The sequence below is a fragment of the Kocuria sp. WRN011 genome (assembly GCF_002295155.1).
GTDB classification, from domain to species: Bacteria; Actinomycetota; Actinomycetes; order Actinomycetales; family Micrococcaceae; genus Kocuria; species Kocuria carniphila.
The window spans coordinates 46,995-72,198 of the sequence record NZ_NSGI01000013.1; the positions used below are offsets into that span (position 1 = coordinate 46,995).

Genomic DNA, 25,204 nt, shown 5'->3' on the forward strand with positions numbered 1-25,204 from the left:
GTGTGGGCACGCATACCTGGTTGTTACGGTAATAATGTTCTGGCCACGCATGATCCCGAGTGGCTGGACATCCGTAGAGACCGAGGACCCGCGCAGATCGTCAACAGGTTCCGGCATCGGAGGTCGGTGTGTGAGTACCGGTCCCGTTCGCAGAAAGTGCAACCTGATATCCAGATTTCTATGATTGGCGATAGTCAAGAAGTGGGGGCCTAGCGTGAAGAACAAGAGCGCTCGAAAACTCTTGAAATTCGCCGTCTCACAGTTCACGTACCCGCGTGATCCGAAAGACTTCCTTCAGGTGTTCAACAACCTGACCAGTGCCCGGTACACCCGGGGAATCGTGTCACATGTGACCCGTGAAACACCGGACACCTCCACCATCTTCTTCAAGGCCGGGGACGGGTGGATTCCCCACGTGGCCGGTCAGTGGGCACGCATTGGAGTCTCACTCAACGGCAAGCGGGTGTGGCGCCCCTTTTCCATCAGCGCCGCAGAGGGCCACGATCCCTCCATCACGGTGAAAGCCAACGGTGAGGTGTCCACGTTCTTGGTGCACGACGCCGAACCCGGAACCCTTCTGTACCTGGAGGAGCCCTCCGGTCAGTTCGTGTTGGAGGAAACTCCCGCGAGCATCCTGTTCATCGTGGCGGGTTCCGGCATCACCCCGGTGATGTCCATGCTCCGCACGCTCATGCCGCGGCGCCCCGACCACGATGTGGTGCTGCTGTACTCCTCCAAATCCCGTGAGGACTGCATCTTCCACGACGAGATCCTTGAACTGGCGGACCAGTTCCCGGGATTGAAACCCATTTTCCGGTTCAGCCGCGAAGACGGTCGCATCGACTTCTCCGACACAGGGGACATCCCGCGATTGTGCCCCGACTACCAGGATCGCGAGATCTACTCGTCCGGCCCCGATTCCTTCGTGAGCCAGGTACAGGACATGGCCATCCTCTTCGGCGGCGAATCCCGGGTGGAGCGCTTCGACCTCACCCGGCGCACCAGCGCGAGTGGCAACGGTGAAGTGTATTTCTCCAAGTCCGGGGAAACGCTCGAGGTCACCGGGGCGGATTCCATCCTGGAAGCGGCCGAGAATTCGGGTCGGCAATTACCGCACGGCTGCCGCATCGGTATTTGCCGCAGTTGCCTGGCCCCCATGACGGACGGCCAAGTGTCCGACATCCGAACCGGCGAGGTGACACACGATCCGGGGCTGGTACAAACGTGCATCACCCGACCAGCACCCTGGGTGGAATTGGACGTCTAGCGGCCCTGCCGCATTCCCGCCCACCCCATAGATTCAGCCGACAGGCATTCACACCCCTCTGAAGGAGCAACGCATGACAGCAACATTGGAAGAGCAGACACCCACCTTTGAATTAGAGCGCTCGCGTCCAACGCCCAACCCCTTGAATCTCACTGAGGAACAACTCATTGAGCTCGAGGTCAAGTTCGACGCCATTCGCGATGACATCACGGCCAAGCGCGGCGATTCCGACGCGCGGTACATCAATCGGGTCATCAAGCTCCAGCGCAGCTTGGAAATGGTGGGACGCGCTTCCATGTTGTTCTCCAAGCACAAGCCTTTCTGGTTCTTGGGGGTGGGCTGCCTGGCGGGCGGCAAGATCCTGGAGAACATGGAGATCGGTCATAACGTTCTGCACGGTCAGTGGGACTGGATGAACGACATGGAAATCCACTCCACCACTTGGGAATGGGACTTCGTAGCGCCGGCATCGGGCTGGCAGCGAACCCACAATGAAACCCACCACACCTGGACCAACGTGGTCGGTAAGGACCGCGATGTGGGCTACAACGTGCTGCGCATGGATCCTTCGCAGCCGTGGCGCCCGGCCAACCTGCTCAACCCGGTGATCAACGCCGGCCTGGCACCCATGTTCGAGTGGGGCATCGCGATTTACGATGTCGAGTTCGACCAGTACTTGGAGGGCACCAAGCCCAAGGAGGCCATGCTCAAGGACCTCAAACGGGTCCTGAAGAAGTTCGGTCGGCAGAGCGCCAAGGATTTCGTCCTGTCGCCGCTGTTGGCCTCGCTGACCGGCTCGGCCAAGTCCTCGATCAAGGGTTACGTGGCCGCCAACGTGATCCGTAACCTGTGGGCCCACGCCGTGATCTTCTGCGGTCACTTCCCGGACGGTGCCGAAACCTTCACGGAAGAGGACATCGAGAACGAGTCCCGCGGTCACTGGTATTTGCGCCAGGCCATGGGCTCGGCGAACATCGACGGTTCCAAGTTCATGCACTTTATGACCGGCAACCTGTCGTTCCAGATCGAGCACCATTTGTTCCCGGATCTGCCGTCCAACCGCATGGCCGAGATCGCTCCGCGGGTCAAGGCGATCTGCGAGGAGTACGGCATTCCCTACACCTCTGGTCCGTTGCCCAAGCAGGTTTTCAAGGCGTGGCGTAAGGTCTTCCGGCTCGCTCTCCCGTGAGTCGCGGGGCAGGATCGACGGGGGTGGATGATGGGCGGTCCGGTAGAGTTTCACGGGTGAAAATAACCACCCTGGCTCTCGTCGGACCGTCACAACACGGGGTCAGAATGCACGCGAGTGCCCTGGCCCATCACACTCCGCACGCCGAGCGCATCGAGGGTGAGATCACCGAGATCCTGCCGCGCCTGCTGGCCAGCGAAGGGCCGGTGCACTTTCATTTCACGGACCGGATCTTCGGCCACAACGCGCACGACGCCTCTGGGACCGTCGAGCGGATCGCGGCTCACCGTCCCGTATCGGTCACCCTTCACGACATCCCGCAACCCTCCGACGGCCACGCCTTCACGGCCCGTTGTGCCGGTTACGCTCGCGTGGTCGAAGCAGCGTCCACGGTGATCGTGAGTAGCGAGTACGAACGTGACCTTCTGATCAGGCATTCGGGTCTGCCCACGGATACCCCCGTGCACGTCGACCCGTTGCCCATCGACCGTGCCCCCGCCCTCGAGGTAGTCAGCGATCCCCTCGGGTTCGTGAACACCCCCACCGTGGGACTTCTCGGGTTCATCTACCCGGGCAAGGGCCATGCGCGGGTGTTGTCCGCCTTGGCATCCAGTGATCACTCCGCCGACGTCGCCGCGCTGGGTCGGCCGTCGGACGGTCACCAGGACCTCGTGGCCGAGTTCGAGGAACGTGCGGGCGCGCAGGGTCGACGCTTCCATGTCACCGGCTTTCTGGCCGAGGAGCAGCTCACCGCGGCGGCACGCTCGGTCACGGTCCCAGTGGTCGCGCCGGAGCACGTCTCCGCATCGGGATCGGTGGGGCGCTGGATCGCCAGCGGCCGCCGGCCGATCGTCACCCGGCACCCGTTCTTCGAAGAGCTCCGTGATCGTGCACCCTGGGCGTTGACCCTCACCGATGACCTCCCTTCGGCCTTGAACGCCGCACTCGAGAATCCCGCTTCCACGTGGATCGACGCACGGGACTGGAACGATTCCGACGTCCCCTCCACCGCTCACGCCGCCCGTACCCAGTGGTCCCGACTGTCAGCTGCTGACCCGAACCTCCAGCCCCATGGACCGTCCAACGCGCGATCAACGACCTCCGCGGAAGTTCGACCGGCGAAGCCTGGGGCGCCCTCGGAATCGCCGGTGACACCGTGATCCCGGGTGCCCGCACCATCGACGCCTCGCACCAGGAGAACGCCCCGCGCGTCAGCGTGATCGTGCCCTACTACGAGAACCAACTCGGACTGGACCGGCTGCTTCGTGCGCTGGAACGACAAGATCTTCCGCCGCACGAGTTCGAGGTGATCGTCAGCGATGACGGGTCGGCCGAGGCACCCGCGACCCGAGCGACGTCGTACTCGATCACCGTCACCCGGCAGGAAAACCTGGGATTCCGTGCGGCCGCGGCGCGCAACAAGGGCGCGGCGCTCGCGCGGGCACCCCGGCTCGTATTCCTCGACGGGGACATGATGCCCGAACCCGGATTCCTCACCGCAATGCTCGCGGGTCTCGAACGCCACGATGACGGTCACGGCGTCCTGGCCGTGGGTGCCCGCCAGCACGTGGACGTCTCCGCATGCACGCCGGCCCAGATCGACCAGTGGCTGGCTCTCGGACATGCCGACGGCGCTCGTCGACTCACGGACCCTGCCTGGCTTTCGGACGGCTACGCCCGCACGAACGACCTGGCAGAGGCCGGAGTCGAGGATTTCCGACTCATCATCAGCGCGCTCATGGGCGTGGACCGTGAGCTCTTCGAACGAGTGGGCGGATTCGACGAAACACTGACCGGCTACGGGGGAGAGGACTGGGACCTCGCCTACCGGTGCTGGCAAGCGGGCGCGCGCTTCGCTCACGTTGCGGGGGCAGTCGCGTGGCACGATGGCCCTGACTTGGGTGGTCGGCCCGACACTCGGGACGTCAAGGACGCCGAGACCATGGCACTGGCCCGTCGCATTCCACTGCCGAGCACCCGCGGGCGGGGTCTGGTCTTCGGGCAATCGGCCGTGGTGGTTCGGGTGCGCGGTCACGAGAATGACGGTGAGGCGTTCCTGACGGCGATCCAGTTGCTCCGGGACACGGACGCCGGCGTCTGGTTCGTGGACCGCGACTCGGTACCGGTTGTCCTTGCACAGGATCCCAGGATCAGGGTGGGTGAGCCGAGATCGAAGATCGTTGATCGATCCCGCTACGTGGTGGATGTCCTGGCCCCGCTCACCCTGGACGAAGCGCTGGGTGCGTTGTGTGAACGCGGTGAACAAAGCGCCCCCGGGCTACTGGAGCTGCGGGAGACACGTAGGGTGAACCGTGGGGAATCGGACGCATCAGACGCGTGCCACGCGGCTCGTCCGGCAGACACGCACCAACGCATCGAAGGACGGGTGGCACATGGCTGAGGCATTGGGATTCGATCCGCACGACCCCGGTCGCCGAGCGCACTACGGTGAGTTCTACGGGCTCACCGAACTACCGGATGCCCCGATCTTCATGGTGCACGGCAATTGCCAGGCCGAGTCACTGCGCGTGCTCCTGCACGGGGCGGGGGAGGGTCGCTGTCACGGTGTGCGGGTTCCACCGGTTCACGAGTTGCTGGCCGAAGACCTACCGCATCTCACGCGATTACTGAACCGTTGCAGCTTTGTGGCGACCCAACCCGTCGCTTCCGGGTATCGCGGATTGCCCCTGGGATCGGATGAAATTCTCGCTCTGACCCCTGCGGATGCTAGCGCCGTGAAGTACCCCGTGATGCGGTGGACTGCGCTCATGCCCACGCTGGCGATCGTGCGGGCAGCCGGCGTCACGGACCCGCCCATCGCGCCCTACCACGACCTCCGAGTGCTGGTCGCAGCCGCTCAAGGACAGAAATCCGTGCGCCTGGAGCCTGTGTCCCCGGAGGCTGTTCGCGCTTCCCGGGACGAATCACTGCGCCAGTTGCGAACCCGGCAGGAGGCACACGGGACGGTGGACGCGGCGTCGTTGTTCGAAGCCGCTGGCCCCAACGCCGCGTACGTGATCAACCACCCGAGCAATCAGGTGCTGATGGGTGTGGCCCGGGCGATTCTCGACGACCTGGGCCGAGCGGGCGAGGTCAAGGACCCGGGGCGCGTATTGCTCGGCGGCATCCGCGCACCGATTTACGAGTCCACACTGGATGCGCTGGGGTATCGCCCCGAGGAGCTCGAGGGCGGTCCGCGCGAGCACTGGATCATCGGCGGCGAAAAGGTTTCAGAGGCCGACGTCGCCGCGGAGCACCTCGGCTGGTACGCGCGCTTCCCGCAGGTGGTTGCCGCTGGCATGAAACGCCACGAGCGGCTCATCCGCACCATGCAGCTGGTCGACTAGCGCGGAGGACATCCCCACATGATGAGCGAGAGCGGTACTGAACCGGGCGCAGCAATACCCAGAAGTCCCGAAACTGCCGAGACCACCGAGACGCCGGATCTCCGAGACCGGGCCGCCGCATCCATCCGTGATCTGCTGCGCCAACGCAACGGCAAAACGATCTGCCCTTCCGAGACCGCACGTGCGATTGGCGGGGACGACTGGCGGGACCTGATGCCGTTGGTGCGCGACGTTGCCGCGGGGCTCGTGGACCAGGGGCAGGTGATCGTGCAGCAAAAGTGCAAAACGGTAGACATCGCTGCTGCTCGCGGCCCCATTCGCTTGGCGCCGGGTCCCACGCTGAACGGGACCACGTCGAACGACTGACCACAATGTGACACAAACGCCACGCATAGCCTGCGTTCTCGTGGGAATGTTGTAGCCGTCTGAGTAATGACTGAAGCCCCGAGCGATCGAATCGCTCGGGGCTTCAGTCATTGTCGCCGGTTCATGGTCTACCGGTGGAAGCGGCTATCGCATCAGTGCCGGGGACCGACCTGACCGTTGGGCACCAGCTTGCGACCCGCGGCGCGGGAGGCCTTGGTGACGAACCGTTCCAGGGGGCCTGAACCCAACGCGTGCTGCCATGCCGTGGCCACCAGCGCGGCCACCGCGATCTGGACGATCAACCAGAACATCGGGGTTTCGCTGATGGGTACGAAGGCCAGAAACACCAGGTGCGCACTGTAGATGGTCAGGGTCATGGATCCCATGGCACCCAGGGGAGCCAAGAAACGACCGATCCACCGGCAGATCAACAGGAAGATTCCCAAGGCCACCATGGCCAATCCCGCGCTCACCGCGATGGCGAAGGGCGTGTTGGTGTGCGGACCGGAGATCAGCAACCAGCTCATCGTAGTGGTCGGAAGCTCGGGGTCTGGACCGTAATTCTGAATGGTCATGACCTCCTTGTTGGTCAGCCACGGGGTGGCCGCGACCAATGCTTCGCGTACATCGAAGCGAAGCAGCATCAACATGGACAGGCCCTTCGCCACGGCCGCGATCACCGCTCCGAAGATCACCATCAGAATCTGGGTCCGATCACGGGTCAGGGGCAACCGCCCCAGCGCCATGCCCAGGCAGATGAATGCCATCCACGGCAATGCGGGATAAGTTCCGGTGAGGAATAGCTCGGCCAGGACCGTCCCGGGCTCCGACACCAAGTCCACGAGGTTGGCGTTGTCGTGCACGTGTCCGGGCAGGACCGTCAGGGAGAACTGCATGAGCATCGGGGCGAAGATCATGAAGAGCGCGGCGCTCGTCAGTAGCCAGCGCACGGACATGATGGTGAAGGGAATGGCCAGCAGGAACATCAGGCCGTAGTAGATCAGGATGTTGTACGCCGGAAAGTCCAAGGTGTTGAGGAGTAACCCGAGGGCGAACAACATCAGTGCGCGCACAGCGATGCCCACGCGAGCGCGACGCGCGTCGATGCCCTTACGTGGGTTCCTGCCACCCGTGAGGAATGCCAGGCTCACGCCCGCCAAGACGGCGAACAAGGCGGCGGAATGGCCGCCGAACAGCACCCACGTCAACGAAGGCTGATCGGTGGTGCCCACGGAGGCGGGCAAGGTGTGGACCGCGATCATGCCGAGAAGCGCAAAGCCTCGAGCGACGTCGACCCCCATGATGCGTCGCTTGGTGCGTCGCCCGTCCGCGCTGGCCACGTTGCGTGTCGCCGCGGCTTGCCGAGGCGAGGGTGCGGTGGCGCGCGGCGGGGCAGTGACCACCGGAGCATTTTCGCTCCAGTGCTGGGCCTCGGTCGTGGACGTGCGGCCGTTGTCGGAGCCACCGGTCCACACCTCCCGCTGCGGGCGCTGTCCGGGGCGGGGCCGCTCGCCGGGAGCCAGGTACCCTTCGGGTATTTCCTCCACTGCTTGTTCGTTCATCGGGTGGCCTCCTCGGGGGCAGCCGCCGAGACGGCCTGTGGTGTCGTGATGGGTGCAGTGGACAGGATGGGAAGATCATGTCCCGCAACCGGCGGTCCGGGAACAACCTGGGCACTGATGGCCTGGTCCCCGGGTTCGAGATGTCGGATGGGGTTTCCGCCCCAGTTGCCGTCGGCGGGTACGGTTTCCTGGCGCATGACCAGCGAACCGGGACCAACCGTGGAGCGTTCCTCGATCGTGGCACCCGGCAGCACAAAGCTGTTGGGGCCCAACGTGGAACCGCGGCGCATTGAGACCGGCTCCAAGCGCATGATGCGGTCGTGGAACAAGTGGGTCTGCAACACGGTGCCGCGGTTGACGGACACACCCTCTTCCAGGGTGACCAGGTCGAACTCGGGCAGCCACCAGGTCTCGCACCAGACGCCGCGTTCCACACGAGCACCCATGAGGCGGGTCCAGGCATTGAACAACGGGGAGCCCACGCTGAGGCGGATCAGGGACGGCACGGCCAGGGACTCGGAGAACACGTCCGCCAACTCGTTACGCCACACGAACGAGCTGAACAGCGGGCGCTCGCCGGTGCGGAAGCGACCCATGAGGGCCCACTTGACGATCACGGGGACCAAGCACGCCAACGTGCTGGCGGCCAACAGGACCGCGCCGGACCACAGTGCGGTGTAGAGCAGACCCTGCATGCCCATGCCGTGGGCCATGTAGATGCTGGTCAGCGCGTACACGATCATCAGGTCGATCCACGCGGACACCATGGCCGGGACCATGCGGAACGCCTCCACGAATCCACGTGCCGCCTGAAGACGGCGGGGCGGACGGAAGGTTGCCGACTCGTCGGCTTCCGTGTGGGCGCGGGCAATGGGTTGAGCACGGCGGCCAAGCCACGACGAACCCACGGGGGCCTTGTGGGGAGCGGAACTCAACACAGCCACCAAGGCGTCTGCGGGAAGGTCACGGTCCGGTCCCACGATCGCTGAGTTACCCACGAACGTGCGTTCCCCGATCACGGAAGTACCCAGGTGCACCCAGCCGAATCCTGCCCGGTGCGAGGCAACGAGCGAGTGGTCGGCCAGGAAGGAACCGTCCTTGAGGGACGTGAGGTGCGGAATGGTCTCTGCTGTGGAGATTTCGACCGAGCGCCCCACGCGTGCGCCCAGCAAGCGCAGGAACAAGGGGGTGATGCAGGACGCGTAAATCGGGTAGGTCGAGATCAGCGTGCGCTGCATGAGGGTTTCGGTGAGCCAGGTGGCCCAGCCCACGGGACCGTTCTGTGGGAAGTAACCGGGGGTGATCATGCCCGCGACCAGGCGCACGCAACCCACCACGAGCAACAGCCACACTGCAGCGGTGATAATGACGAAGACCGGCACCCACAGCGCGAGGACCGGGAAAACCAGTTCATAGAACTCGATTCCGATCACCTGCGGCAGGATCAGGAGTGTGCCCGGGATGATTGCCAAGAACGGCAACAGGCCAATGATGGCCGCGCCCCCGGAGTAGGCCAGGTGAGACTTGACCCTGCCCCAGGTGGGAAGGCCAGATACGGCCTCCGGAGCGATGTCGGGCCAGGTCTGCGAGGCGGCACCGCGATGGTACATGGGGGAGCCGCCCCACAGCTCGTCGTTCGGAACCGTGCCGGTCACGTGCGAGCCCGGCAGTACCTCTGCCCCTTCGCCCACACGGGACCCGGGGTCCACGAGCGTGCGGGTACCCACTCGTGAATTCGCGCCGATCTCAATGGCGCCGACATGCAAGGTGTCGCCGTCGAGCCAATAGCCGGCCAGGTCCGCCTCGAATTCCACGGTGGCGTTGTCTCCGATGGAGACAAGACCGGTGACGGGCGGCATGTGGTGCAGGTGTGCACCGCGGCCCACCTTGTTGCCGAAGAGACGGTGGAGAGTCCGGGCCATGGGCGTGCCCAGAAGAACCTCGTACTTGTTGAACACCACGAGACGTTCGGCGGCCCAGACCCGCAAGTGAGTCCACTTGCCACGCGGGTAATGACCGGGTTTGACCCCTGCAGTCAGCAGTCTCACGGCGGCGGAGCCCAGCAGCACGCGACCTGGCAGGGAGAACATCACGAGCCAGCCAATGACCAGCGGCAGCAACGGAGGAGTGGGTACCCAACCGGCGCCGACAACCACCGCGAGGATCCACACGACGATGAGTGAGCCCACCACGTAGCGCAAACCATTGACGATGTTCAGACCCACGAGGAAACCGCCCTGGACCCAGCCCGTCCATGCGGGCAAGGGCGCGGGTTCACGCTTGGAATCCTGGGACGCCTCGAGCGTCTCCAAGTAGTTGGCCATACCCCGCAGGGTGGGGTCCGCGTAAATGCGGGCGATTTCGGTGTCAGGGTGGGATTGGCGCAGTGCCGAAACGAGTCGGGCCACGCCCACCGAGCTACCGCCCATGGCGAAGAAGTCACTGTCCTCGGTGAAAGGCAGGGGACCGAGCTGGTCGGCCCACAGCTCCGCGAGCCATTCGAGGTCGCGGTCCAGTGAGTGCGTCTGATCGAGGTCGTCGGTGGGCATTGGCCAGGGCAGTGCCTTGCGGTCCACCTTGCCCGAAGTCTTGAGCGGGAGTTCGTCCATGGTGCACAGTGCGGGCACCATTTGGCCCGGGAGTCGCTCCGAGAGCCAGGCGCGCACGGCGACCAGATCAACCGAGCCTTCGAACTCAGGGACCAGGTAACCGGCGATGATGTTGTCGCCGCCAGGGGTGGGATGCACGGCGCAGGCACCGACGCGAACGCCGGGGACCGAGCTCATGTAATCGTCGATCTCGCCGAGTTCCATGCGGCGTCCGGAGACCTTGACCTGGTCATCCACGCGGCCCGCGAAGACGAGACCTTCTTTGTCCGCCTTGACCATGTCGCCGGTGCGGTAGGCGCGTTCCCAGCCCAGAGAAGGCAGCGAGGCGTACTTTTCGGCATCCTTGGCGGGGTCCAGGTAGCGGCCCAGGCCGACGCCGCCGATGATCAGTTCGCCGGTCTCGCCCCAGGCCACGGGCTGGCCTTCGGTATCAACCACGGCCAACTGCCAGCCGGGCACGGGCAGCCCGATGCGAATTGGTGCGTCACCGGTCAGGATGGCACCCGAGCCGATCACGGTGGCCTCGGTCGGGCCGTAGGTGTTCCAGACTTCACGTCCCGGGCGGACCAAGCGCTGAGTGAGTTCCAGCGGACATGCTTCACCGCCGAAGATCAACAGACGTACGGTGTCCAGGGCCTCACTCGGCCACAGCGATGCCAGGGTGGGCACCGTGGAGACCGCAGTGATGCGGTGGTTGATGATCCAGCGGCCAAGATCGGGACCGGACCGAACGACGTCGCGCGGGGCCGGTACCAGCGTGGCGCCGTAACGCCAGGCGAGCCACATTTCTTCGCAGGATGCGTCGAAGGCCACGGACAGGCCCGCCATGACACGGTCGCCCGGGCCCATGGGTCGCTTCTGCAGGTACATTTTCGCTTCAGCGTCCACAAGGGCCGCGGCGGAGCGGTGGGTGATCGCTACGCCCTTGGGCTTGCCGGTGGAACCGGAGGTGAAGATGATCCAGGCGTCGTCCTGGGTGCGAGGCTGCTCGGTATCACCCGTGGTTTCGATGCTCTCCATGCGGGTGAGTTCCAGGTTGCGACCGAAGATCGCGGCCACGCCGGCTTCTTCCCAAACGGTGTTGGCGCGCTCGTCCGGGTCGTCCCAATCGACCGGGACGTAAGCGGCCCCCGCGAACAGCGTGGCAAGGATGGCGACATAGAGGTCTGCGCCACCGGAAGGGACACGAATACCCACGCGGTCGCCGCGTCCCACGCCGATATCCCACAGGCGCTGGACGTGCGTTTCGATGCGGGCTTCCAGCTCGCCGTAGGGCACGCGCTCGTGCTCGTCTTCGAGAGCAATGGCATCCGGGTATTGGGCAACGGTGTCCAGCACGATGTCCACGAGTGTGCGTGGTTCCGGCGGTGTCTCGACAGGGTAAACAGCCCGGTCAGACGCTATTTCTACTATTTTTTCAGGTGTTTGTGACGAATCTTTTTTTAGAAGACGGTCCATCGAAAAGCTCCCCCATTTGCGAACCATGTAACGCAGGGGGCGCAAAACTGCGCACTGGAAAAGGCGGCAGTCTGGTGTCATGAAATTGCCCGATCAGGTCCCCCGACCGTACGGGCAGCGCGTCATGCTGTCGCGCAAATAGTGGATCTCCAGCGTCCCCCTGCTGGTTCATATGTGTCTTAAACGTAACGGCCCTAATCGATGATTTGCAATCGGAATACCTAACGATTTGATTAAGGCCAGAGTGACAGTTGGGGAGTATTTCTGTCTCCACTAGTCAAACGGGAAATTACTAATGAGTAGACATGCCGATGAGCGCCTATGAGCCTGCTCACTACGTAACGAACCCGGCCCGGACGGTTACGCGGTGGTCACGAAGCGCCCCGAATGTCCGGCCATCAGGGACCGCGTTGTCCCCAACGTTGCGTGAAGTTCACCTGGGCGATGCACTCGATTTCTAGACTGCAGCAGATTGTCTACGCGTGGATGAGTGAGGGATTGCTGCATGGGCTCAAGGAGTCACCGACCATCCGAGGATGTCGCCATGTCCTTGAAGGAAGGGCGAGCGTCAGGTGAGGACGGGGAATCGGGCGAGCTTGCTGGCGGCGTCGAAAATCCTGGCTCAGGAGACGGCGTCGAAGCGCATGACTTGTCGACGAATGAAGTACTTCGTGCCGACGAGGAAGACCTCTCGGAACTGCAACCACCCGATGAAACACCAGCGCCCGTCAACGCTCCCGACAATTCGGTGCACGTGCCACGGTTCCTGGCCATCACGGTGGGAATTGCCGGGCTGCTGATTCTGTTGGCCGGGCTGCAGGGTGCGCAGGACATCGTTGCACCGATCTTCCTGGGGCTGAATCTCCTGATTGTGGTGTACCCGCTGCAGCGATGGCTCTCGGCGAGGATGCCGCGCATCGCTGCGGCCGCAATGGCCCTCATGGTGGTGCTCGGGGTGCTCACCCTATTCACGGTGATGGGTGCGTGGTCCGTTGCTGAACTGGTCAACGAGCTGCCGCGCTATCAGGACGAATTTGCCCGATTGATCGATGAGTCCATCGGTGCTTTGGCCTCCCTGGGCATTTCTACGGAGATGGTGGAATCCAGCCTTCAGGGTGTGACCGCCGGGAACATCATGAGTCTGATAACCCCGATTCTCAGTAACGTCTCCGCCATCATGGGGCTGCTGGCCACGCTGGTCATGGGCGTGTTCTTCTTGAGCATGGATTCTGCGACCACGGGGCGCCGGCTGACCCGGTTGGCCGAGGACCGACCGCACGTTGCCGGCGCCATGGTCGACTTCGCTCAAGGGGTGCGTCGTTACTGGGTGGTGACGACCGTGTTCGGCCTGATCGTGGCGCTCCTGGACGTGCTGGCGCTTCAGATCATTGGTGTGCAGCTCATCTGGGTCTGGGGGATCCTGGCCTTCATCACCAATTACATTCCGAACATCGGCCTGGTTCTGGGGATGATTCCGCCGGCCATCCTGGCCCTGCTCGACGACGGCTGGGTCGCGATGCTCGCCGTGGTCACCGCCTACAGCGTGCTGAATTTCACCGTGCAGTCGGTGATTCAACCCAAGTTCACTGGTGAGTCAGTGGGTGTCACGCCCACCATGTCCTTCTTGTCGCTGATGTTCTGGTACATGATTCTCGGCTGGCTCGGCGCCCTTGTGGCCCTGCCGGCCACGCTGTTCCTCAAGGCACTGCTCGTTGATGCGGATCCGAACGCACGGTGGATCAACGCGTTGATCTCATCGAAGAAAAAGGATTACGTGCCGCGGGACAGAACGGGTTCTCTGGTCTGATGCGCCACTGAGCCGCCAATGGCTCGCCACTGATCTGCGACGTTGGCCTGCGGCGTCGCCGGGGAGTCGCACTCCTTGTTCACCGTTGATGCACAGGCGGGAGAGCCATTGCGCCTCCGGTATTCAGTGTTACTATGTAGTGGTAATCAGCATTACTAAGTAGCGGGGTGGCATGGGCAAGCAAACGACCGAGATGCTGAAAGGCACGCTCGAAGGCATCGTTCTGGCGATCCTGTCCGAACGCCCCGCCTACGGTTACGAGATCACCGCGTGGCTCCGTGACCAAGGATTCGTCGAGATCGCCGAGGGTACCGTCTACGCACTACTGGTCAGGATCGAGCAGCGAGGTTTCGTGGACGTGGAAAAGGTCCCCTCCGAGAAAGGCCCGCCACGCAAGGTGTTTTCGCTCAATGCCCAGGGGCAGGAACAGCTGAACGAGTTCTGGAGGACGTGGAGCTTCCTCTCGGAACGGTTGGACAAGCTCCGCCAAGGAGACAGTCAGTCATGAGAAGTCAGTGGATCGAAAAGGTCACCGGAGCGTTGAGGACAAGAAGCGCTACTGCGACTACAAGAATCGGAAGCAGAAGCTCCCGAACCATTACCGCACAGCCATTGATGCGTTGGAGCGCTACCTGATGTATTTCGGTGCGATCTCGGACGGGAACATGATGTTGCGAATGCTCGACGACCTACTCGATTTGTTCGAGCAGAGCGCCACGGACGGCACGCCCGTTCGTGAAGTGGTTGGAGACGACCCAGTGAAGTTCGCCGAAATCTTCCTTCAGAACTACTCGGAGGGCCAATGGGTCCAGAAGGAGTGCAATCGTCTGATCCAGGCCATCAACCAGGCCACCGGGGACAACGGTGAAGCAGAGGGAAGGGCCGACTAATGCCCACCTCGACAGCCCCGGCCATCCGGATTCGAGGATTGGAAAAGTCCTACAAGCACCTCGAGGTGTTGCGTGGCGTGGATTTGGACGTGGCGAGGGGCAGTATCTTAGCTCTGCTCGGTTCGAACGGTTCCGGCAAGACCACCATCGTGAAGATCCTCGCGACACTGCTCAAAGCCGACGCGGGAAATGTCCGTGTGAACGGCTTCGACGTCGCTCATCAGGCACCTGAGGTGCGCGAGTCGTTCAGCCTCACCGGCCAGTTCGCCGCCGTGGACGAGATCCTCACGGGGCGGGAGAACCTGGTACTCGTGGCCAGGCTGCGTCACCTCGAGAATCCCGAGGTCATCGCGGACGACTTGCTCAACCGCTTTTCTTTGGACCAGGCCGCCTCACGAAGGGCGGGGACCTACTCGGGAGGTATGCGGCGTCGGCTGCATATTGCCATGAGTCTCATCGGCAACCCGCCGGTGATCTTCCTGGACGAACCGACCACGGGTCTGGACCCGGAGGCCCGCATCGAGGTGTGGGACGCGGTAAAAGCGCTCGCCCACCAGGGCACTACGGTGCTACTCACCACGCAGTACCTGGACGAAGCCGAGCAGCTCGCCGATCAGATCGCGATCCTCCACGAGGGCCGCATTCTTGTCAACGGGACCCTCACCGAACTCAAAGCCTTGCTGCCCGCGCCCACAGTCGAATTCGTTGAAAAACAACCGTCACTCGAGGACATCTTTCTCGCCCTTGTCGGTGGCAATCATCAGGACAAGAAGGCTTCGCTATGACCACGCATTTCTTCAGTGACACTGCGGTGCTCACCGTACGGACCATGCGTCATGTCACTCGAAGCATCGACACGATCATCACCACCGCGATCATGCCGATCGCCATCATGATGCTCTTCGTCTTCATCCTGGGCGGTGCCATCGATACCGGGTCCCAGAGCGATGTGAACTACATGCTTCCCGGCATTCTTCTGATCACGGTTGCCTCCAGCATTTCCTACACGGCATACCGGCTGTTCATGGACTCGCAGAACGGGATCTTCGAACGGTTCCAGTCCATGCCGATCGCCAGGTCGGGAATTCTTTGGGCTCACGTACTCACTTCGTTGGCCGCCAACCTGATCTCCGTGGCGATCGTTGTGGGTGTGGCCGTTCTCATGGGCTTCCGTTCCGGAGCGGGAGTCCTCGCGTGGCTAGGAATCGTGGGGATCCTGGCCCTGTACACCCTGGCGCTGACCTGGGTGGCCGTCATCGCGGGCCTCGCCGCCAAGACCGTGGACGGCGCGAGTGCGTTCTCGTACCCGTTGATTTTTCTGCCGTTCATCAGCTCCGCGTTCGTGCCCACAGGCAGTATGCCGGGACCGGTACGCGCCTTTGCCGAGAACCAGCCGGTCACCTCGATCGTCAACACGATCCGTGATCTCTTCACCCAACAGTCCGTGGGGAGCGACATCTGGGTGGCCGTGGCCTGGTGTCTGGGCATTCTGGTCACAGCCATGATCGGTGCGGTGATGATCTACAAGAAGAAGATCAGTCAGTGACGTGAAATCTGCCGAACGCACGCTGCAATAGCGTCAACCAGTTGGTCTACCGATAGTTCTGTCAACGACGCCGCCGCGGTCGGGTCCGTTTCTCGGCCCACCGTGGCGGTTCCTTGCGTTCGTACCGCGGGTACGTGAACGAACGTCCCGGGCAGATCGGTCTCATTCAGCAGAGCGCGGTAGACGGCGTTGCACAGGAACGCGCCGGCGTCATTGGAAATCTCCGCCGGGACGTTCACCGACCTGATCACCTTGATCAATGATTCGGGGTCGATGCGTGACTCGAGCCAGTCGGGGCCGTCGTCGAGCGGGGAAGGCGGCCGCGCGGCGTCGTCGTTGTCGGAAATCCTGCCGTGACCGAGGTTCCTGGCGCGCCGCTCGGGCGTCACGACGGCGCGGCCGCCGGCCTCACCCAGGGCGACGACGGCGTGTGGCCGGTGGGTTTCGATGGCCTCCAGGAGCGCGGGCACCGAGCCGGCCCAGGTGACGGGGAGGGTCGCAGTGACAACGTAGAGATTCTCGCCCCACGAATGGTCGCGCAACCGTTCGACCACCATGCCGCTGGCGTTCTCGGCGTCTTGGCCGAAGGGTTCGAACCCGGTCACGAGGATTTTCATGTGCCCACGGTATCGGGCGGGGCAAGCCGTCATGATGGGGTGACGACACTCCCACCCGACCAGGCTGCACTGTAAGCCAAATCACAGCTAGCTAAACTGAAGCTTCCGGGGAGGCCGTGATCCAGGCACAACACCCGGGACTGCCCGACACACCAACGACAGCCGGGACAGCGCGGTTCGTGCGAATCAGGTCCCTGCAGAAGGACTTGCTGGCATGAACTCAATTGTTCTGACACTGGTCGGTTTAGCCATCATCCTGGCCGGATACTTCTTGTACTCCAAGTTCCTCGGTGGAAAGTTTTACCGGCTCAACGACGCCAACGTCACCCCGGCCCACGATTTCCGCGACGGCGTGGACTTCGTGCCGACCAATAAATACGTGCTGTGGGGACACCACTTCACCTCCGTGGCGGGTGCCGCACCCATCGTGGGTCCCGCGGTGGCGGTGATCTGGGGTTGGGCTCCGGCCTTCCTCTGGGTCACCCTCGGCACCGTGTTCTTCGCGGGCATGCACGACCTGGGCGCCTTGTGGGCCTCCATCCGGAACAAGGGACAGTCGATCGGCACGCTGTCCGGGCGCTACATCGGCCATCGTGGTCGCAACCTGTTCCTGGTCGTGATCTTCCTGCTCCTGCTGATGGTCAACGCGGCGTTTGCCACGGTGATCTCCAACTTGCTGGTCAGCCAGCCGACCTCCGTGATCCCCGTGTGGGGTGCGATCGTGGTGGCCCTGCTTATCGGTCAGGCGATCTACAAGTTCAAGTGGAACCTGGTGCTCGTCTCCATCGTGGGCGTCGTGGCACTGTACGCATTGATCTTGGTGGGCGACCGCGTACCCGTGGAACTGCCCGAAACCATCCTGGGCATGTCCGCCGGGGCGTTCTGGGTTCTGATCCTCTTCGTGTACGCGGGCATTGCGTCTCTGCTGCCGGTGTGGATGCTGCTGCAGCCGCGTGACTACATCAACGGTCTGCAGCTGTTCATTGGCCTGGGTCTGCTCTACGGGGCGATCCTGTTGTCCAACCCCACGATCGTGGCACCGGCCTACAACACCAACCTCCCGCCGGACACCCCGAGCATCGTTCCCCTTCTGTTCGTGACCATTGCGTGCGGTGCGATCTCCGGCTTCCACGGCATGGTGGCCTCGGGTACTTCCTCCAAGCAGCTGGATAAGGAAACCGACGCTCGATTCGTCGGTTACTTCGGCGCGGTGGGCGAAGGCTTGCTGGCACTCGGTACGATCATCGCCGTGACTGCCGGCTTCGAATCGCTCGCGAGCTGGGAGGAGACCTACTCCGCGTTCAACCAGGGCGGCGTCGTCGCCTTCGTGCAGGCCGGTGGTTCGATTCTGAACAGCGGAATCGGCCTGCCCGAGTCCCTCTCGGCAACCGTGCTCGCGACCATGGCCGTGCTGTTCGCCGCGACCACCATGGACACCGGCGTGCGTTTGCAGCGTTACGTGGTCGAGGAGATCGGCGGCCTCATGAAGTTCAAGGTCAACACCGTGGTTGCCACGATCATCGTGTTGGTGTGCGGCATGGGCTTGGCGTTCGGCGCTGACATCACCGGTTCCGGTGCGGGCGGCATGGTGATCTGGCCGCTGTTCGGTACCACCAACCAGCTGATGGCCGCGCTCACCCTGGCCATCATCACCGTGATGCTTGTGCGCCTGCGCCGCACGATCCTCCCGGTGGTGATCCCGCTGGTGTTCGTGCTGATCATGACCGTGTATGCGCTCATCGTGCAGCTGGGCCAGTTCTACGCCGCGGGCAACTGGCTGCTCGTGGTGCTGGACGTGATTATCTTGGTCGCCGCGATCTGGGTGATCTTCGAGGCCGCCATGGCCATCGGCAAGGCCCGAAAGGAAGGTCCGGATCTCACGGACGATCCCCAGTTGGCTGAGGAGCCCGCGGGTGCAGAACGCCGATAACCCGCACGACGCCGCCCGCCCCGGTTCCGTTCCTGCCTCTCGTGAGCAGGAGCGGCCGGGGCGGTCCCGGTTGTTCGAACTGGGCCGCCGGTTTTCGGCGGGGCTGCAGGACTTTTACGCGGCCCCGTACCGACGCTCGTTCCAACGCGCCAAGCGCGATCAGGACGACCTATTCATGATGCTCGTGCTCTCCGAAGCGCTCGGGCTACCTAATCCCGCGAGCTACTACACCTTGGAGCTGCTCCCCGTGGTCTATGAACACTTCCATGAATGGCACACGCGCATGGGCATGGAACGCTCGCCGCTGAATGAGATCTCATGCTGCTGAACCTTGCACAATCACGCCGCGCCTTGTTCTTCGGAGGCAAGGGCGGGGTGGGTAAGACGTCCGTGGCCTCGACGACGGCGCTCGCGGCCGCCCGCGCCGGCCGTCGCGTTCTGATCGTGTCCACCGACCCGGCGCACAACCTGGGGCACCTGTGGCAGCGGTCCATTGGTTCGGACATCGTGGAGCTGCGGGAGAACCTCTACGGCACGGAGATCGACCCGGAGGCCACCGTGGAGGAACACCTGGCTGCCGTGGGGGAGACCCTCTACTCGGTGATGCCGGAGAACCTGCGCGGGGAGGTGTCTCGGCATTTGGAACTGTCCCGGCAGGCCCCGGGAACACATGAGGCCGCGATCCTGGAACGGATCGCGGACCTTCTGGTCCTTGGACTGCGCGATTTCGACCTGGTGGTGTTCGATACGGCGCCGTCAGGGCACACTGCGCGGTTGATGGCACTGCCGGAGATCATGAACTCCTGGGTCGAGGGGTTGCTGCGGAACCGGCAGAAGTCGGAGAAGTTCGCCGCCGCCGTTCGGGGTCTCGAGCACGACACCAACCGGGATCACCTGGTGGAGACTCGTGGCCAGGATCCGTTGATCGAGCGGGATCTCCGGATCCGGCGGATCCTTCTGCGGCGTCAGTCTCGTTTCGAGACGCTGCGGGACACACTGCGGGATGCATCGTTGGTGTCGTTCGTGATCGTAACCAACGCCGAACGGATGCCGGTGCTGGAATCGGCGCAGCTCTACGATCAGTTGAAAACCGCCGGAGTGAACGTGGGTGGGCTGGTGGTCAACAGGCGCTCGCCGGCGGATGCGGGGGAGTTCCTCGCGGGGCGCCGGGAGCTGGAGGCCTCGGCTCTGGAGTTGATGACATCCGAGCTGAAAGCACTACCCAGCACGGAGTTGCCGTTGTTGCCCGGAGAGCTCATGGGTGAACAGGCAATCGGGAAGTTTGCGGACCTGTTGGCCTGATGGCATTGAGCCGCTGGACCGCACGCGGTTGGTGGTTCAGACCCAGGAACCGGTGTCCGCCACACACAGGTGATCGACCGCGGCCAATTGCGGCTGGTCCTGGGCAGCGCGTTGCGCGGTGAACCTGGATGCCGTGAAGAACTCGCGGAGCCGCGCACGCAGGGTGCCGAGCGGCTTCGTACCGCTGAGCGGCGGCACCTGGTGGGTTGCGGGGCGAATGGCGGATGAGGTCATGACGGGCCTTCCATGGCGTTCTTTCTTGAATCCAGCTTGGCCGTTGCGGGGGCGTGATCCAAGGTTTCCGCAACCGTTCGTCACATAAGGGTCCGCGGACCCGAGGTGCGTGTGCCGGGCGAAGTCAGCTTCCGGGCGATTCCTCTCCCGAGGACTGCTCGGTAGGTGGGGTGAAGCTCAGGATCCGGTCATCCTCCGGTGCGGGATTGCCACGCCCGTCCGTGTTATTGGTCATCACCCACAGGGAACTGTCCGGGGCAACGGTGACATCTCGGAGCCGCCCGTACTCGTCGATTAGATGCGACACGGAGTGGGATGTGTTCTCCCGCGGAATCTCGTGGAGCCGTGCGCCGCGCAGATTGGCCATGAAGAGAGAGTTGCCCAGGATGGCTATCCCGCTGGGGCTTGCCTCTGACGGTTCCCACTGTTGGACGGGGTTGATGTACTCATCGTTGTCGCCCATGCCTTCGACCTCCGGCCAGCCGTAGTTGCCGCCGGATTCGATCACGTTGAGCTCGTCCCACGTGTTCTGACCGAACTCGCTGGCGTACATCGTGCCGCCCTGCGCCCAAGCCAGCCCCTGCGGGTTGCGGTGCCCGTAGCTGTAGACCGGGGAATCGGGGAACGGATTGTCTTCCGGTACCTCGCCCTCCGGGGTCAGGCGCAGGATCTTTCCGGACAGTGATTCTCGGTCCTGAGCATCCTCGCGATTGCCGGCGTCTCCTGCCGTTGCGTAAAGCATGTTGTCCGGGCCGAAGGCGAGGCGCCCGCCATTGCGGGTACTACCCGCAGGGATGCCGTCCAGGATTATTTCGGCGTGGCCCAGCGTGAGACTGCCCGGGTCGCCGGAGATACTGAACCGCTCGATGCGGTTCTCGTTCTCGGCCGTGAAATACGCATAGAGGTAGTTCTCGTGGACGGCCAGGCCCAGCAGGCCGCCTTCGCCGCGCGGTGCGGCGTCCTCAACCACCGTGACCTCACGAGCTTGGCCGGCGTCGTCGAGCTCGAGGATTCGGGCCGAATCGCGCTCACTGACCAGGGGAGTGCCGTTGTAGAAGGCGATCGACCAGGGCGCGTCCAGATTCTCGGTCACGGTCTCCGGTTCACCCAGCGACGTCGCCGCAGCGGACGTCTCGCTGGAGGCGGGCTCGGGCGGCGGGTCGCCGTTGTTACCGCAGGAGGTCAGAAGGAGTAAACCGCTCAGGAGAATGGCGGTGGATGTGGTGCGCGATGTGGGAACCATGCTGCGGTCCTTCCGGGGCCCAGGCGTGTTCCGAGTGTAGTGCTGGCGGGCGGCGTTCAAAGGTAAGTCGGACAGTTCGAACGCTTCCGGGATTAGTAACTGTCGCTAAGCCGCATCCACGAATAGGTCGGTTCCTGTGGTGTGCCAGCTGGGGAGTTTTCCCAATCTTCTTGGCGACCGTAAGGGGTGAGGTCCAGTAGGTCGAACACTTGCATGAAAGTCTCTTCCCCGCGCCCCTGGGTGGACCAGGTGTGGAAGACGCGGTCGCCCTTCCAGAGAAACACGCTGACCGCTTGCCGTTCTTCGTTGTCAACGGTGGCTCCGAAATCAGTGTTGAACTGATCTCCAACGGTTGAGTACCAGGGGAGGTCCCATCCCATCCGCTGGCGGAAGTCCAGCAGTCGATCCAACGGTGCTCGTGAAGCGAGGACGAATGAGGTCCGACGCGCGTGCAGGTGAGACAAGGGGCCGATGTGCTCGGCCATCATCGAGCAGCCATCGCACCCTTCCTTCCAATCCGGACCGAACATGAAGTGCTGCACGATGAGCTGAGGGCGTCCGTCGAATAGGTCGAGCAGGGTGATGGTTCCTTCTGGTCCTTCGAACGCATAGTCAGCTCTCACCTCGATCATGGACATTCGGCGACGAGCCGCGCTGATCGAGTCCTTCATGCGGGTGAGAGCTTTTTCTTGCTGAAGCAGGACCGCTCGGGCGTCGTTCCACGTATGGCGGTCGACGATCGGAGGCCAGTTGTCGTTGGTAGTCATTGGTCGGACTCTTCACTCAGGTTGAGCTAACTGCGCAGGATCTTCTCCATTGCTTTGCCCTTGGCGAGCTCATCGATGATCTTGTCCAAGTAACGGATTACCTGCATGAGGGGTTCTTCAACATCTTCAACTCGTACACCGCACACTACGCCTTTGATGAGAGACCGATTGGTGTTCATGTCCGGGGCATCGGCGAAGAAGGTCTGGAAATCGACCTCGTTGTCCAGCTGGGTACGGAGCTGCTCGGGGGAGTAGCCGGTGAGCCAGCAGATGACCTGGTCGACCTCTGCCTTGGTGCGGTTCTTGCGCTCCGCCTTGGTGACGTAGTGCGGGTACACGCTGGCGAAGCTGGTGGTGTAGATGCGGTGCTGGGCCATGGGGTCCTCTGAGGTTTGAGCGGCGGGATCGCTCCGAGTTTAGATGGACATCAGCACTGGGAATGCTGACGGATCACCTCGGTGGAATAGAGCTTCATAAGCTTCGAGCATCTCATCGGATATGAGTCCGAGCATTCCGAGCGTCGCACGAGCGAACTGGACTGGAGACTGCGGTCCGGCCGTTAGTAGTCCATCTGCTGCTACGGCTCGTTGATCAAGATAGCGATCGCTGCCCTTGTACCCGGTGGCTTCAAGTGCCACCTTTGCGGCTGCGGTATGGTGCCGCTTGTCGAGCAGGCCGGCGCGTGCCAATGCCTCGGTGGCACCCCAGATTGCGGCAACGGGCGCATCGGCATCGAGGAATTGTTTGGCACTGGAGACGAAGGGTTCTTCTTGGCCCGGATGCCATCCGACGTCGTCGGGCATGATCAATAAGTCACCTTTGGTTGGGTCTAGGTCATTGATCGTGATGTCGGGCAACCATTTCAGTCCACCCATGGTCGAGACAGGCTGATCAGACGCCGTAACGCTGATCACCTTCCACGGCTCTCCGATGAAGCGACCCGTGTTGAGCTCCGCCAGCAGATGACCGGCTTCCCAATCGGCAACCTGGTCGATGAGCAGTACGTGCGCGGTACGTGTCATGGAAGAACGGTGACCCCATGGCCGCCCATTGTCAATGGGGTCCGTTTGCGGCCTTGGACCTAGATGGTGAGGGTGCGCTGGAGTAGGATTTAGTCCCACTCAGATCTGGAGGTCGATTATGCGGACAACGAGACAACTGAGCATCACGCTGCCAAATGAGATGGCGGATGCGTTGAGGGATCGTGTGAATTCAGGGGCATACGCGAGCGAAAGTGAAGTCATTCGGGATGGTCTTCGCGCCCTCTTCGCCCGAGACCAGGCAGTCGAAGAATGGCTGCGTAACGAAGTGGCAGAAACTTGCGGTGCGCTCCACTCAAACCCCGAGGATGTCTAGACTCCTGATGAGATTCGGGCTCATCTTTCAGCGAAGCGAACCCCAGGAGCATGAAGGATCACCGCGTCGTATTCCGACGCGCAGATTTGATGTACTGAACCCTCGCCCACAGACACCACAAATGGGCTCGGAACCATAAAGTTCCAAGACCCATTTTTCATCCCAACCGATGGTCCTGGTGCGGTCGCCGAAGATACCACCCGCAATGTTGGGAGGACGTCCATGCGGGTACCTCGCGGCGAGAGTCCTTACATCCGTCAGGGGGGTGCTTCTATGGTTTTCGTCAAGCGGCTAGGGCCACGGTTGGTGTGGTCGGTTCTTGGTAGAAGGTTCCATCTCGCAGCATCGCGTAGAGGAAGTCGGTTCGTCTTCTAGTCAGTGCGATCACAGCTTGGTTGTGGCGTTTGCCTTGTGCTCGTTTACGGTCGTAGTAGGCCCTGGAAGCCGGGCTGGCGTTGATCGAAGCGAAAGCTGAGAGAAATAGAGCCCGTTTGGGAGTCTTGTTCCCACGTCTCGAGGGCGACTCTCCACGGATCGAGGTCCCGGATCGTCTGGTCACGCGTGCGATTGGGGCATAAGAAGCCAAATGGTCTGCCGTGGCGAAGTCCTTGCCTACGACTTCGGTGAGGATCCGTGCTGCTGACCTGACCCTACCCCGGGCATCGAGGTCAGGAGGCAGGTGAGAGGGTGAGAATCGACCACCGTGAGGATCTCGGTTTCGATCTTTGCCCGTTGGGCATCCAGTCGCTTAAGTTGCTCGGCCAGGCGCCCGATGATCTTCTCCGCAGCCGAAGTGCCCGTGACGTTCACCGTGTGTCCGGCCAAGGCTGTGAATATCTCTTCGGTGAGTTTCTCCGCTAACCGGGGTGCGTGCTTCTTTAGCAGGGTCCGCGCATGGCCGCAGCCTTCTCTTTAGAGCCGCTGCGGGGAGGAATACCAGGCCAACAAGACGATGACCGCCGGGTGGGCCAGTCGTGGGCCCAGCACCCGTTCAAAGCGGGGTGGATCTGGGTGAGCTGGGCGGTGAGGTCATCATCGAAGCCGCACAGCATCGCCAGTTCCGCGATGTCTTCCTCGGCCACGGTGATCCCCGCAAGGTATGGGGCAGGGCTCGTGCAGTGCTGGCGATGATGAACGCGTCGCGGGCGTCGGTCTAGGCCCGGCCCGGGCGCAGGTCAGCGGCCCTGCGCATGGTCAGTCCGGGCAGGTAGACCACCTCGATCCCTAGGTCCTGGGCTACGGCGATCACTAGGGCACCGAAGGTCTTGGGCTGATCCACAACCACCAGCACATGCCTGTGGGCGGTGGCTAAGTCTTGAGCAGCGACCGGATCTTGGGTTCGGATTGCGGAAGAGGCTTGTCGTGCACAACAGTGCCCTCAGCGCTCAGGCCAATGGCGTGGTGGGCGGTCTTTCAAACGTCGATTCCGAGATAGAGCTGGTGTTCCATAGTGGTCACCTTCTTCGTGACAGTGTTGGGTGAGGTGACCAGATGGAACACTGACCCGCATCCACGTTACAAAGCCCCACATGATGGGTCGTGCTTTATTAGCCGTCTGTGTGAACCAGTACCGACCCCGGTGACTAACCCGTTACCTTGTGAGTACCCCCGATAGTCGGGGGGTCTGGTCGCTCGGCCGGGTATGGCTTTGTTGCCCTGCCATCCATGGTCCGGGGGGTGTTGCCGCCCGGTCGAGAGACACGCGTTGACCGCT

At 62.8% G+C, this 25,204-nt stretch carries 23 protein-coding genes and 1 pseudogene; 15 read left to right on the forward strand and 9 right to left on the reverse strand.

The genetic code is table 11. The annotated features are described in order from the left end of the window. Positions 1–214: 214 nt before the first annotated feature. The 6 genes from CKW39_RS14575 (at position 215) to CKW39_RS14600 (ending at position 6,169) form a co-directional block, all read left to right on the forward strand. On the forward strand, positions 215–1,267 hold the full coding sequence (locus tag CKW39_RS14575) for a flavin reductase family protein (RefSeq protein WP_095798841.1): 1,053 nt from the start codon (positions 215–217) through the stop codon (positions 1,265–1,267). A 73-nt stretch (positions 1,268–1,340) separates the two neighbouring features. Beyond that, positions 1,341–2,456 carry an acyl-CoA desaturase gene (locus CKW39_RS14580; RefSeq protein WP_095798842.1) on the forward strand — a complete coding sequence of 372 codons (1,116 nt, stop codon included), beginning with the start codon at positions 1,341–1,343 and terminating at the stop codon, positions 2,454–2,456. Positions 2,457–2,512: 56 nt separating this feature from the next. Beyond that, positions 2,513–3,616, forward strand: coding sequence for a hypothetical protein (locus CKW39_RS14585; RefSeq protein WP_254049453.1), 1,104 nt, complete (start codon positions 2,513–2,515; stop codon positions 3,614–3,616). Next, a complete protein-coding gene (locus CKW39_RS14590) occupies positions 3,613–4,857 on the forward strand; it encodes a glycosyltransferase family 2 protein (protein WP_254049454.1) in 1,245 nt (414 codons plus the stop codon). The genes CKW39_RS14585 and CKW39_RS14590 overlap by 4 nt, the downstream gene beginning before the upstream one ends. Beyond that, positions 4,850–5,803 carry a WcbI family polysaccharide biosynthesis putative acetyltransferase gene (locus CKW39_RS14595; protein ID WP_095798844.1) on the forward strand — a complete coding sequence of 318 codons (954 nt, stop codon included), beginning with the start codon at positions 4,850–4,852 and terminating at the stop codon, positions 5,801–5,803. Before CKW39_RS14590 ends, CKW39_RS14595 begins: the two co-directional genes overlap by 8 nt. Before the next feature lie 18 nt (positions 5,804–5,821). Then, positions 5,822–6,169, forward strand: coding sequence for a DUF3253 domain-containing protein (locus CKW39_RS14600; RefSeq protein ID WP_095798845.1), 348 nt, complete (start codon positions 5,822–5,824; stop codon positions 6,167–6,169). Positions 6,170–6,321: 152 nt separating this feature from the next. Here CKW39_RS14600 and CKW39_RS14605 read toward each other — a convergent pair whose 3' ends face one another. Beyond that, positions 6,322–7,731, reverse strand: a complete 1,410-nt coding sequence (locus CKW39_RS14605; RefSeq protein WP_095798846.1) for a heparan-alpha-glucosaminide N-acetyltransferase domain-containing protein — start codon at positions 7,729–7,731, stop codon at positions 6,322–6,324. Continuing rightward, positions 7,728–11,687, reverse strand: a complete 3,960-nt coding sequence (locus CKW39_RS14610) for a Pls/PosA family non-ribosomal peptide synthetase (protein ID WP_371514805.1) — start codon at positions 11,685–11,687, stop codon at positions 7,728–7,730. Before CKW39_RS14610 ends, CKW39_RS14605 begins: the two co-directional genes overlap by 4 nt. Positions 11,688–12,342: 655 nt before the next feature. Here CKW39_RS14610 and CKW39_RS14615 point away from each other — a divergent pair. The 5 genes from CKW39_RS14615 to CKW39_RS14635 all read left to right on the forward strand — a co-directional run bounded on the left by CKW39_RS14615 (position 12,343) and on the right by CKW39_RS14635 (position 16,041). After that, positions 12,343–13,605: an AI-2E family transporter gene (locus CKW39_RS14615; RefSeq protein WP_158222963.1), complete on the forward strand. Its 1,263-nt coding sequence runs from the start codon at positions 12,343–12,345 to the stop codon at positions 13,603–13,605. Positions 13,606–13,777: 172 nt separating this feature from the next. Next, complete coding sequence (locus CKW39_RS14620) at positions 13,778–14,113, forward strand: PadR family transcriptional regulator (protein WP_095798849.1); 336 nt, start codon at positions 13,778–13,780, stop codon at positions 14,111–14,113. A gap of 7 nt (positions 14,114–14,120) precedes the next feature. Continuing rightward, a complete protein-coding gene (locus CKW39_RS14625; RefSeq protein WP_254049456.1) occupies positions 14,121–14,495 on the forward strand; it encodes a DUF1048 domain-containing protein in 375 nt (124 codons plus the stop codon). After that, the gene (locus tag CKW39_RS14630; protein WP_095798850.1) at positions 14,495–15,280 is read left to right on the forward strand and encodes an ABC transporter ATP-binding protein; all 786 of its coding nucleotides are present in this window, start codon (positions 14,495–14,497) and stop codon (positions 15,278–15,280) included. The genes CKW39_RS14625 and CKW39_RS14630 overlap by 1 nt, the downstream gene beginning before the upstream one ends. Beyond that, on the forward strand, positions 15,277–16,041 hold the full coding sequence (locus CKW39_RS14635; RefSeq protein WP_095798851.1) for an ABC transporter permease: 765 nt from the start codon (positions 15,277–15,279) through the stop codon (positions 16,039–16,041). The genes CKW39_RS14630 and CKW39_RS14635 overlap by 4 nt, the downstream gene beginning before the upstream one ends. Here CKW39_RS14635 and CKW39_RS14640 read toward each other — a convergent pair. After that, positions 16,035–16,658 (reverse strand): pyroglutamyl-peptidase I, encoded by a 624-nt coding sequence (locus tag CKW39_RS14640; protein WP_095798852.1) that lies wholly within the window; start codon positions 16,656–16,658, stop codon positions 16,035–16,037. The genes CKW39_RS14635 and CKW39_RS14640 overlap by 7 nt on opposite strands. Positions 16,659–16,872: 214 nt before the next feature. On the opposite strand from CKW39_RS14640, the gene CKW39_RS14645 reads away from it, so the two are divergent. From CKW39_RS14645 to CKW39_RS14655, 3 genes are read left to right on the forward strand one after another with little or no spacing between them, the layout of a single operon-like run. Continuing rightward, positions 16,873–18,588, forward strand: coding sequence for a carbon starvation protein A (locus CKW39_RS14645; protein ID WP_095798853.1), 1,716 nt, complete (start codon positions 16,873–16,875; stop codon positions 18,586–18,588). Beyond that, a complete protein-coding gene (locus tag CKW39_RS14650) occupies positions 18,572–18,916 on the forward strand; it encodes a cory-CC-star protein (RefSeq protein WP_371514808.1) in 345 nt (114 codons plus the stop codon). Before CKW39_RS14645 ends, CKW39_RS14650 begins: the two co-directional genes overlap by 17 nt. After that, the gene (locus CKW39_RS14655; protein ID WP_095798854.1) at positions 18,907–19,890 is read left to right on the forward strand and encodes an ArsA family ATPase; all 984 of its coding nucleotides are present in this window, start codon (positions 18,907–18,909) and stop codon (positions 19,888–19,890) included. The genes CKW39_RS14650 and CKW39_RS14655 overlap by 10 nt, the downstream gene beginning before the upstream one ends. 36 nt (positions 19,891–19,926) lie before the next feature. Here the strand turns inward: CKW39_RS14655 and CKW39_RS14660 are convergent, their stop codons facing one another. From CKW39_RS14660 to CKW39_RS14680, 5 genes are all read right to left on the reverse strand, one after another. Then, on the reverse strand, positions 19,927–20,124 hold the full coding sequence (locus CKW39_RS14660; protein ID WP_095798855.1) for a hypothetical protein: 198 nt from the start codon (positions 20,122–20,124) through the stop codon (positions 19,927–19,929). Positions 20,125–20,248: 124 nt separating this feature from the next. Then, entirely contained in the window at positions 20,249–21,367 is a 1,119-nt protein-coding gene (locus CKW39_RS14665; RefSeq protein WP_095798856.1) for a sorbosone dehydrogenase family protein, read from the reverse strand. Between the two features lie 92 nt (positions 21,368–21,459). Further along, positions 21,460–22,134 (reverse strand): DUF899 domain-containing protein, encoded by a 675-nt coding sequence (locus CKW39_RS14670; RefSeq protein WP_095798857.1) that lies wholly within the window; start codon positions 22,132–22,134, stop codon positions 21,460–21,462. Positions 22,135–22,160: 26 nt separating this feature from the next. Next, the gene (locus CKW39_RS14675; protein WP_095798858.1) at positions 22,161–22,511 is read right to left on the reverse strand and encodes a DUF2200 domain-containing protein; all 351 of its coding nucleotides are present in this window, start codon (positions 22,509–22,511) and stop codon (positions 22,161–22,163) included. A 39-nt stretch (positions 22,512–22,550) separates the two neighbouring features. Beyond that, positions 22,551–23,156, reverse strand: a complete 606-nt coding sequence (locus CKW39_RS14680) for a DJ-1/PfpI family protein (RefSeq protein ID WP_095798859.1) — start codon at positions 23,154–23,156, stop codon at positions 22,551–22,553. A 118-nt stretch (positions 23,157–23,274) separates the two neighbouring features. Between CKW39_RS14680 and CKW39_RS14685 the strand changes: the two genes are divergently transcribed. Continuing rightward, on the forward strand, positions 23,275–23,490 hold the full coding sequence (locus CKW39_RS14685; protein ID WP_095798860.1) for a type II toxin-antitoxin system ParD family antitoxin: 216 nt from the start codon (positions 23,275–23,277) through the stop codon (positions 23,488–23,490). Positions 23,491–23,773: 283 nt separating this feature from the next. Here the strand turns inward: CKW39_RS14685 and CKW39_RS14690 are convergent. Further along, positions 23,774–24,885: pseudogene (locus CKW39_RS14690) on the reverse strand (IS110 family transposase). Positions 24,886–25,204 lie beyond the last annotated feature (319 nt).